2 protein-coding genes are annotated in these 12,073 nt (G+C 33.5%); both read right to left on the bottom strand.

Going from position 1 to position 12,073, the window contains the following annotated elements; all coding sequences use genetic code 11:
- The coding region (locus ACHZDT_RS20105) for an amino acid adenylation domain-containing protein (protein WP_394776487.1) at positions 1–3,276 on the bottom strand (3,276 nt) is incomplete at its 3' end.
- Between the two features lie 82 nt (positions 3,277–3,358).
- Complete coding sequence (locus tag ACHZDT_RS20100) at positions 3,359–12,049, bottom strand: amino acid adenylation domain-containing protein (protein WP_394776486.1); 8,691 nt, start codon at positions 12,047–12,049, stop codon at positions 3,359–3,361.
- Positions 12,050–12,073: the final 24 nt, after the last annotated feature.

Here is a 12,073-nt window from a genome sequence, read left to right as displayed (position 1 = left end):
TGGAATCGAAAGATAACCGGATTGCGTTAATTGCTTCGACAAGCCTTCGATCGTAGGATTTGAAAAGAAATCCTTAAAGGATACTTTCTTGTTTAATTGCTTTTGGATTCGGTTAATAACCTGAGCTGCAACAAGACTGTGTCCGCCAAGTTCAAAGAAATTATCCGTGATTCCAATCTTGTCCACTTTTAAAACTTCCTGCCAGATAGTAACAAGATCTTTTTCTATTTTATTTCTTGGCGCTGTATATTCTTTTCTGATAAGGTCTTCTCCGCTTATTCCCGGAAGCGCTTTACGATCCGTTTTTCCGTTAGGAGTTAAAGGAAGATTTTCTAAAGCAACATAGAATCCCGGAACCATATATTCCGGTAATTTTCCCTGAAGATAGGTTCTGATAGCCGATTTATCAAGTTCCTCAGAACTAACATAATAAGCAACCAATACTTTCTCGCCATTGCTTTCTTTTACTGCAACAACTGTTTGTTTTAAATCGGCGGAATATTGAAGCACGGCGGTTTCTATCTCGCCCAATTCTATCCTGAAACCGCGAATCTTAACCTGATGATCAATTCTACCCATGTATTCGATGTTTCCGTCTGGATGCCAATACGCTAAATCGCCTGTTCGGTACATTTTTTCGCGTTCGACAAAAGGGTTTGCAACAAATTTTTCTGCTGTTAGTTCTGGCTGATTCAAATATCCTGCTGACAATCCTGTACCTGAAATACAAAGTTCTCCTATAACTCCTACGGGAGATAATTGTGTACTTTCCGGCGCTACAATATATACTTGTCTGTTAGCGATAGGTTTTCCTATTGAAATGGCGGTTTGTTTTTGTGTAATTGGATAATAAGTCGCACAAACCGTACTTTCTGTTGGTCCGTACGTATTATATATTGCGATATTATCCCATAAATTATTGATGTAATCCGGCTGTAAAACGTCTCCACCACTAATCAGGGTTCTTATTTTAAGATTATATTGTTTATGTGATGCATTTAAATATTGCAATGCATACGGATTTGTACTTAAAACTGTTATGTTCGAATTTTCGCAAAGGCGGAATAATGTTTCGAAATCGCCTTTTGATTCATACACTACCAAAGTTCCTCCGCTTATCAGGATTGGGAATATTTCTTCTATCGAAGTATCAAAAGAAATACTTGCCTGTTGTACGATGCTGTCTTGTGATGACAATTGAAAGTAATCCTTAAATGTAACTGCATAATCAATTAAGGAAGCATGATTTATTTGAACTCCTTTTGGATTTCCTGTAGATCCTGAAGTATATATTACATATGCTAAATCTGTTGGATTTATGTCCGATTTATATTCTTCGGTATAATTATCCGAGGCGTTTTTAAATTCTTCTAATGTAGTATTGGTAATCGTAAACTTGCAGTTGCTGTCTTGTTTTATGTAGGCTTTTCTTTCTTCAGGATAAGCAGGATCGATAGGTATATATACGGCTCCGGCTTTTAATACAGCCAGAATTGTAACAATTGTCCAGGCGTTTCTTTCTAGTTCTATTCCCACAAAATCCCCTTTTTCGACATGAAGATGCTGTTCAATATAATTTGCCAGTTTGTTACTGTATTTTTCTAAAAGTGCATAACTTATTGCTTCTTCCTGATAAACTAGTGCTTTCTGGTTTGGGTTTTCGGCAGCGGTTGTTTTTATAAGATCAACAATAGTCAAAGAATTTTCAGAAGAAACAGATTCATGATTAAATTCTGTAAGTATCTGATTTTTTTCTTCCAAAGTCAAAATCCCGATAGTATGGATAGATTGATCCGGTTTTTGGATTCCTGATTTTACAAATCCTTCAAAATGATTGAGAAGATTTACTATAAAACTTTCGTTATAAATGTCTGTGTTGTATTCAACGCTTAAAGTCAGGATTTCTTCTTTCTCTATAAAGACAAAACTAATATCAAGCTGACTAACTCCTCTTTCGATTTCACTATATTCAGAAGCTATTACTCCATTAATTCCTTTTTGATCGTTGATTTCCAGTCCTTGATGATTTTGCAATAAAACCATAATATCAAACAAAGCAGATCTGCTTTGATCCTTAGGAAGTGTTAAATGATTGACAAGCGCCGTAAAAGGATATTCTTTATTTTCATATGCTTTTATAAGTGTCTGCTTTTGTTTTTGCATCAATTCCAGGAAACTGTCTTGTTTTTCAAATTGCGTGCGTATTGGCAAAGCATTAGAATATAATCCTATCTGGTGCTCCAGATCTGCGTGTTCTCTTCCTGCAACAGTAGTTCCAAGTGTGATATCGCTTTGACCTGTATATTTAGAAAATAACCCGTTTAATCCGCCCATAAGTATCATGAACAGCGTCATTTGCTGCTCTTTGGCGAAAGTATTTAATTCTCCTAAAAACTGTTTAGAAAATTCATGGCTGTGTATTTGCCCATTATAGGTTTTTACAGCCGGACGTTTTTGCTGAATCAAATCAAGAACAGGAGATTTTGTTTGAAATTGCTGTTTCCAGTATTCTAATTTTGCATTATATTCCGGACTTACAAGCTTTTCATTAAGCCATTCGCTGTAATCTTTGTATTGAATATTAAGTTCAGGTAATTCGGTTGCTTTTGCGCTCGCAAGATTGTTATATACAAACATAACTTCTCGTGTAAGCAATTGCAACGACCAGCCATCACCTATGATATGATGCAGAACAAATACTAAAATATGTTCTTCGTCGCTGCTTTTTATTAAGGTTGCGTTTAACAAAAGGTCTTTTTCTAAATCAAAAACTTTTTGATATTCCTCATTAATCTGATTGTGAAGCTGCGCCACAGAGTAATCCTGTAATGCTACAGTTTGAAGTTCAAACTTAGCTTCATTTTTTGTCAGGATGAACTGTTGTATTTCTTCCTGCTGATTTTTTCTAAAAACAGTTCTTAGTGATTCGTGACGTGCTATAACCTGCTGAAATGCTGTTTCAAGCAGCGTTTCATTGATTTTCCCCTGCAATTTCAACGTCGAAGTAATATTATAGGCTCTGCTTCCTCCAAGATATTCATGCGTAAACCACATAAAATATTGTGTTGGCGTTAAGGCGTAGTTTTCCTTTACCTCAGCTTTAGGAATGGATGTGCTGACTGCTATCAGGCTCATCAAATACGCTTTATTTTCTTTAATTTCCTCTAATAATTCTGTTGTCAATATACCTTTAGGAGCATTGACTTTTAGATTACCATCATTTATTTTTAGCTGAACTCCTAATGAAAGAAGTTTGTGTAGAATGTCATTTTTCATAAAAAATTGTTTAACCTGGTATTCCCGGATTTATATTTCTTTTTTTCTTTTTAATGATTGAATTTTTCTTTTTTGAAAATCTTTAAAGAACAATTTCATCTTGATCTTCTTCCTGAAGTACCATATCAAATTCGTTTTTTTGAATGATATAAAAGTTCAGTAAGATGGATAATCCTGCTATATTTAAGGTTTCGTAAAGGTTTGTTATCGAAAACATGGTGTTGTATATTTTGTTTATTTTATTAATCAATACAACTGCCTGTAAACTATTTCCACCCAATTCAAAGAAATTATCTTCGGTACCTACTATTTCAGGATCGAGTTTGAGAACTTCGGCCCAAATATTTACCAATTCACTTTCTATATCATTTTTAGGAGCTACATAAGGCACCGTTTTTAAATCGGAAATAGTAGGATTCGGCAATGCTTTTCTTTCTATTTTTCCGGTTCTCGTTAACGGAAATTCTTCCATGGCTATGTAAATATTCGGAATCATATATTTAGGCAATATTTGTCCTAAAAGTGTTTTGACTTTAGCTGCATCTAAAACTTCAGATAACCTTATATATGCCGTTATATAGTTGTTTCCTTGTAATTCCTTAAGCAAAACCACTGCCTCATTTATAAACTCAATTTGTTCAAGCTGATATTCTATTTCAGATAATTCTATTCGTAATCCGTTGATTTTTACCTGAGAATCTTTTCTTTGCAGGAATTCAATTTCGCCGGTAGGAAGCATTTTTCCAATATCACCGGATTTATAAACTCTTCCGTTTCCTGTTATCGGATCTGTTATAAAGACATTATCTGTTAATTCCTGTCTGTTTAAATATCCTAATGAGAGATAGTCGCTTTTAAAAACAATTTCTCCTGACTGATAAACTCCTTTTGGCAGGTTCTTTTCATCTAATAAAAAGACTCCTGTTTCCTTTACTGCCTGACCCAGAGGTATATTGTTCCTTGTTAATTGAGAACTGTGCGTTAAAAATTTCTGGCTTACAATGGTAGATTCTGTTGGTCCGTAGTCGTTGACTAAAAATGCTCCTTCAAGGAAATATTTTTTAAATAAATCCAAATCTGACTTGTGGCATGATTCTCCTCCCAGATCAATTAATCGTACTGTTGGTAAAACCACACCGTCATCCAGTCCTTTCAAAAAATTTCTGTAAATGGTTGGCACCATATGAATAATGGTAATGTTTTCAGCAAGCATCCATTCTGAAAGTGGATCAAGTCCTTTTTCAACTATATCGTAGAAACTAACTTTGGCTCCGTTCAAAATTGCGCCATAAATATCTTTTACAGAAGCATCAAATGTGTAGGTTGAGAAAACACTTAAATTATCATTTTCTCCAATTTGAACATTATTAGTATATACCCGAATAAAATGAAGTACGTTTTTTTGATTTTGCAAAACCCCTTTTGGCATTCCCGTAGATCCTGAAGTGTACAAAACATAAGCATCTGCTAACGGATTTAAACTTTTATCAGGATTTGAAATTTGAGGAAGAACGTAATTTTGAGATAGCTTTGTAAGTAATAATTCCGGAACTATTTGCTGCAATTGCTGCGCTGTTTCGATTGTATTAGCATTACATATCAACTGGTTACATCCTGAATCTTCAATAATAAACTGAATCCTGCTCAATGGAGTATTTGGATCTATAGGCACGTAACCGTATCCTGCTTTAAGTACTCCCAGCATTCCTATTACACAAGTTTCATCGTGATTTAAAAGCAATGCTATTCGTTTTGTTTCGGGATTTGCTTTTTCATTGATTTGTGCTGCTAAATGATTTACACAATTATTTAGCGCTTTATATGTAAGTTCAATTTGTTTTGAAGCGACCGCGATATTATCCGGATATTGTTCAACCTGTTTTTCAAATCTTTGTGTTATAGTTTGTTGCGTTTCTGTAGGTTCAAAAAATCTGAAATCATTTATAGGTTTTAAATCTTCTTCCTGATAAATAAATTCTTCAAATATTTTTATTTCCTGCAATTGTTTTTCTTCATTAACTATTACCTGATCGATAATTGATAAGTAAGCCGTGATCCAATATTCAATTGTTTCTTTTTTAAATAATTCATGATCATAAACACAGTTAATACTATATCCGTTTGCGAAACTTTTTATGTAACATTCCAAATCAAATTTTGGTGTTGCTTCAACTATTTCATGATTTGAAGTAAATTCAGCTATTATTTCCTGTGCTTTTGCTTCAAAATCAACCATATTTAGAAAAACCGGACTTAAAGGAAAACTATTGTCGTTTTGAGGAGCATCGATAAGTTCCAGCAATTGCTCAAAAGGATAATTTTGATGTGCCAATGCATTTATCAATGTTTCATTAACGGTTTGCAGCCAGGTTTCAAAAGAGGCATTTTCGTCTATTTTATCACGAAGCATGAGCGTATTTATAAAACAGCCTACAAGATCTTTTAGCTGATAATGATTTCTGTTTGCTACCGGAATCCCTACAATAATATCTTCTTGAGATGTAAGCCTGAACAATAAAATTTTAAGAGTTGCAACAAATATTGCAAATACGCTGCTGCCGCTTTTTCTTGACAATTCTTCCATTTTTTTCTTCTTATCTTCTGTAATATATACTGTATAAGACGAAGAATCGTTTGCCTTTTTTAGTTTTGAACTATAATCTGATGGCAATTGAAGATAGCCTAATGGTCCGGCAAATTGTTGTTGCCAATAATTTTCATGAACAGAAATTTCAGACGATCGAAGCTCTTTATTCTGCCATTGTGCATAATCTTTATATTGTATTGATAACTCAGGAAGTTCAGCGGTTTTACCAGTTATAATAGCGGTATAAATTGCTATTAAATCCCTGGATATAATCCCCATAGACCAACCATCACCAATACTATGGTGCATATTAAAATACAATTGATGAGTGGCATTTTGCTCTAAAATTGCGATTTTAAACAACGGATAGGTTTCAAGATCAAACTCATGTTCAAATACGTTGCTTTTAATCTCTTTATCTGATTCAAAAAACGGAATGGAAACGGGCAAATGTGAAATAATTTTTTGCTGCGGAATCCCGGCATTTTCAACAAATACGCTTCTTAAAATTTCATGACGCTCTAAAAGGATATTAAATGCTGATTCAAAAGCTGTTACATTTAAATTATTTGGCAAATCAAATGTGCTGTAAATATTAAATTCTCTTGATTTTCCGTTTATTTTATAAAGCAGCCAATATCTAATTTGTGACGGTGACAAATCATAGAATTCCTGATTGGCTAATTTTTCAATTTCGTTCACTTCTTCGGTCGAATCATTTAAAAGAAATGCATGACTTTTCAGGCTCGTATTTGTATAGAGGTCTTTTAGATCAATTGTTATTTTAAATATTTTCTGATATTCCGTTAATAATTTGGTTAATAATAAGCTGTGTCCGCCAAGCTCAAAGAAATCATCTGTAACACCTATTTTTTGATGTCCTAAAAGTTCCTGCCAGATTATAGCAATCTTTGTTTCGGTTTCATTAGTTGGTGCAGCATATTCTTTTTTAAGGATATCTGCTTCGGTAATAATTGGCAGTTTTGTATTATCTACCTTCCCGTTTGCGTTCAATTGTAATGTTTCCAGCACTATGTAATAGCTTGGAACCATATAATCAGCCAGTTTTTCTTTTAAGTAATTTCTAAGCAATTTTCTGTCTATAATCGCCGTTGCCGTGTAATAAGCAATTATCGAAGGTTCTTTGTTTATTTCTTTCACCAATACAATCGCATTGGTAATTGCAGGCTCATATTCTCTAATAACATGTTCTATTTCACCTAGTTCAACCCGGTTTCCTCTTATTTTTACCTGATTGTCTTTTCTGCCTATAAATTCAAGATTACCGTCAGGCAGCCATCGTGCTAAATCTCCTGTTTTATAGAGTTTTTCATTTGTTTTAAAAGGGTTCTGAATAAATTTTTCTTCCGTAAGTTGCGGTTGATGCAAATACCCTTTTGAAAGTCCAATTCCGGACACACACAATTCTCCCGCAACTCCAATGGGTTGTAATTTTAAATTTTCGGATAAAATGTAAATTTTTGTATTCGATACTGGTTTTCCTATAGATACCTTTTCTTTTAAGGCTTGTTTACAATCATAAAAAGTTGTTACAACCGTGTTTTCTGTTGGTCCATAATTATTATATATCTGTAGAGATGTATTTACGGCATAATTTAAACGTTCTCCGCCGGTAAGTATCGTTGTAGATAATTGTACACTATCATCTGCCATAAGATCCTCACAGATTTTTGAAGGCAAATAGGCATGTGTAATTACATTATCTTGTAAAAACGACGCTAATACTTTTATATTCAGACGTATTTCTTCTTTTTGAATGGGATAAAGTGACGCACCAGATATCAAATATGGATAGATTTCCCAAACCGAAGCATCAAATCCAACTCCGGAAAATAAAGTTCCGTTACTGGTTTCGTCAACATTATAAGTTTCTATATGCCAATGACATAAGTTGACCAAACTTTGATGCGTAATCATCACGCCTTTTGGTTTTCCTGTAGAACCGGAAGTATAGATTACATAAGCAAGATCTGTACTTACGGTTTTTATTTCGGGCTTTAAAGCCGATGTTTTGCTACAATAAAACTCATCTAAAAATGCATCGTCTATTACGACTTTTGCAGCAACATCTTCAAGAATATCATTGATTCTGGTCTCCGGATAATTCGTATCAACAGGTACATAAGCCGCACCGGTTTTTAAAATTCCTAATAATGATATCAGCAGGCGTTCTCCTCTTTCGAGCTTAACGGCAATTAAATTTTGCGGCGCTACTTTATGATTTTCAATAAGATAATTAGCCATTCTGTTAGATAATTCATCTAATTCACGATAACTTAAAGTCTTATCCGCTTCAATGACAGCCAATTTTTGAGGTGTTTTTTCTACCTGGGATAAAAAGTGATCTATAACGGTTTTCTCTGTATCAAAAGCAACATCTGTATTATTGAATGTATGAAGTAAAGTTTCTTTTTCACTTTCAGATACTAGTTCAATTTCTTCTAAAAGCATTTCAGGTTCTTTTACTACCTGCTGAAATAAACTTTCCAGATGCCATGATATTCCCTCAATAAACTCAGGCGTATAAATGGCGGTGTTATAAAGAATTTCTAAGTGAAGTGATTCTTTTTCTGTAAAAGTAAAGACAATATCAAACGGAGAAATACTACTGCTAAGTTCATATTCCTCAAGAACAATATCCGAAGAATTTTTATTTGCAAAATTAGATACCTGATGCTGGTTTTGCAAAACAACCATAATATCAAACAAAGGAGATCTTGAGGTATCTCTTGAAATTTTTAATTGTTCTACTAAAGCATCAAACGGAAAACTTTGATGTTCATAAGCTTCTAAAAGTTGTTTGCCTTCTTTTTGAAGCAATCTTGAAAATCCTTCTTTTTGGTTTATTAGTGTTCGTATTGCAAGCGTATTGATATATAAACCTATCTGCTGTTCTAAATCCGGATGTTCACGTCCTGCTATTGGCGTACCAATAACAATATCGTTTTGATTGGTGTATCTTGATAATAATGTTTTTACTCCTGACATCAACACTGTAAATAGTGTTACCTGCGAATTCTTAGATAGGCTTTTTAATTCGGTAAGCAATTCTGTTGAAAAATTACAACGAAACTGACTTCCGGTATATGTTTTTATAACAGGACGATTAGTATATCCCGGCAATTGAAGCACCGGCGGAGTTTCTTCATATTGTTTTAACCAATATTTTTCTGCTGTCAGATAATTATCTTTTTTCTGCTGATCGTGCAGCCATAAAGTATAATCTTTAAACTGAACAGATTGCTCCGGCATTATAATAGTATCTCCGGTTTTTAAGATCTCGTAATTTTCTAAAACTTGTGCTGTTAACACATTCAACGACCAGCCGTCACTTATAAGATGGTGAATTGATAAATAAAATAAGTACTCATTAGAACCGGTTTTTATTAATGAAGCTCTGAATAAAGGCGCTAATGCAAGGTTATAACTTTGCTTTTCTTTTTCTTTTATATAATTTTCTACATGCTGATATGGTAATTCATAATTTGAAAAATCCTTGTTTTCTACCGTAAAGTGAAATTCGTTATTGGGAACTATATATTGTTTTATTTCACCATCCTGATCCTTTTTAAACGAGGTTCTCAAAATTTCGTGATGCGCCACTACTTCGATAAAAGCTTTGGTAAAATTATCAGCATCAATATTTCCTTTTAAGGTTACTGCTCCTGAAATTTGATAGGCTTCATTGCCACCTTCTAACTGACTTAGAAGCCATAAGCGGTTTTGAGAATGTGTTAAGGGATAAGATTCAGAATAAGAAACTAAAGGAATTGGCAAATATTCCTGATTTTTCAATACTTTTCTTAGTTCATTGATGGTAGGATTGGTATAAAAAACTTTATATGGAACACTTTTATTAAGATTTTTGTAAATAGAATTAATAATTTGCGAAATCATAAGACTATGACCTCCTAATTCAAAGAATTGATCGTTCATTCCAATAGGCGAAATTCCTAAAGTTTGCTCCCAGATTTCAACCAAAGCTTTTTCAACGGCATCAGCCGGCGCTACATATTCTGTTTTAACGATAGCAATATCAGACACTTCGGCAAGGGCATTTTTATCTATTTTTCCGTTTGGCGTTAGCGGAATTGTTTCTACTTTTATAAAAAACGACGGAACCATATACGCCGGAAGCTGTTTTTCTAAACTGGCTCTTAAAGCTGTAATATCTATAACTTCATCCTCTGTATAATAGCCAACTAAAACATCTGCGCCATTACTTTTTCTAACGGCAACAACGGCTTGCATTATATCTTCAGAAAATGAAACTATTGCGTTTTCTATTTCTTCAAGTTCAATACGATAACCTCTTAATTTTATCTGATGATCTTTTCGTCCCAAATAGGCAAGATTTCCATCCGGCATCCATTTTACTAAATCACCGGTATCGTACATCTTTTTTCCCTGTTCAAAAGGATTGTCTATAAATTTTGCAGATGTTAATTCCGGTTTATTAAGATATCCATTTGCAATCCCGTCTCCGGAAAGGTATAATTTACCCATAATACCTACTGGAACTAATTGTAAATTTTCATCTAAAATATAAGCTTGTGTATTTGTAATAGGTTTACCAATAGGAATGGTTTGATATGTTTTATCTGGTGATAATTTGTAGTAAGTACTATACGTTGTATCTTCTGACGGACCGTATAAATTTCTAATTTCTGCATTTGTCTGCAACAACTTTTTAGCGATATCTACCGCAAATGGTTCTCCTGCAAGATTAATTACGCTTACGTTTTCAAACGAATATCCTTCTCCTAAAATATTTCGGATACTTGACGGAACTGTATTCAATAAGATTTTTTTATCTTTTGATAATTCTGAACCAATTTCTAAAGCATTATTTAATATTTTTATTTTTTTTCCTATAGAAAGCGGATAAAACATTTCATAAACAGAAAGATCAAAACAATGCGAAGTCGCAGCATAAGCAATATCAAAACTGTCCGGATTAAATTCCTCTTGTGACCAATTTATTAAGGCTACAGCATTTTGATGTGTAATCATTACTCCTTTAGGATTTCCTGTAGTTCCTGAAGTGTAAATAATATAAGCTACATCATTTGATTTTCGGTTAGATATTGGGTTTTCTACGGAGTAATTAACCTGATTTTCCTGAAAGTCATTGTATACGGCAACATCAATAACCAGTTTACAATTACTATCTATTTCTATATAATCGATTCTTTCATCCGGATAATTAACATCTATTGGTACATATGTAGCGCCCGCTTTTAAAACAGCCAGGATTGCGATTACCAGTTTTTCGCTTCTTTCCATTTTCACTCCTACAAAGTCTCCTTCTGTAATGCCCTGGTTTAAAAGATGTCTGGAAAGTTGATTTGCATGTTCATTTAGTGATTGATAAGTAAGGACAATATCCTTGCATACAACGGCTATATTTTGTGGCGTTTTATTCGCTTGTTTTTCTACAATTCCCGCAAGAGTTATAGTATAGTCATAATCGACTTTTGAAGGGTTCAGAGTTTCCAGCAGAAATTTTTCTTCTTCTTTAGAAATTAACGAAATCTCAGATATCGAAGTATTAATATTTTCTTCTAAATTTTCAAGCCATCTTTCAAAATTCTTTAAAAAATGTAACGCGATATCATTCTCTGCATATTTCTCCACATACGTTAATGAAATCTTTAGATCTTTATTGGCAAGTTTTTCAATGTGAAATGACAATTCATTATTCAACTGATTACGTTCGCCATCCAAACCATAATTAAACGCAAGAGGAATATTATTGACATACGATATCTGCTCTTTGAAAGCATCATCATAATAAGGCGCATATTTATAGATATCCTGAACTTCCTCTTTAGTTACCTGTATAAATTCGCGTATTGTTTTTTGGGCAACAGACTGAAATGCATAACATAACGATTCATTTTGAGTAGACAAAAATGATTTTAACAACAACACATTATCTGTCGCAAAATAGCGCTGAAGTATCATGTTATAAAGTGCAATTAACACGGTAAACTCAGCATCTCTATTTTCAGTTGTTACTTTATAGAAATAAGAAAGTTTACTTGCGTCAATTATAATAAAATCAATTAAGGAGTTTCCTGAAAAACCTTCTTTAGAATAAACAATTCTACTATTTTTTTTATGCCAATAATCCTTAGCTATTTTGTCGTTAATGTGATCCATGTTATTGTAATTCTTTTTACGATT

This window comes from Flavobacterium sp. (assembly GCF_043722275.1).
GTDB lineage: Bacteria > Bacteroidota > Bacteroidia > Flavobacteriales > Flavobacteriaceae > Flavobacterium.
The sequence above is the reverse complement of the archived record's forward strand: the minus strand, read 5'-3'. Positions and strand labels throughout refer to the sequence as shown.

Bases quoted from the DNA above. Each gene is read 5' to 3' on its own strand.
- ACHZDT_RS20100 (WP_394776486.1), bottom strand. From the start codon at position 12,049: ATGGATCACATTAACGACAAAATAGCTAAGGATTATTGGCATAAAAAA.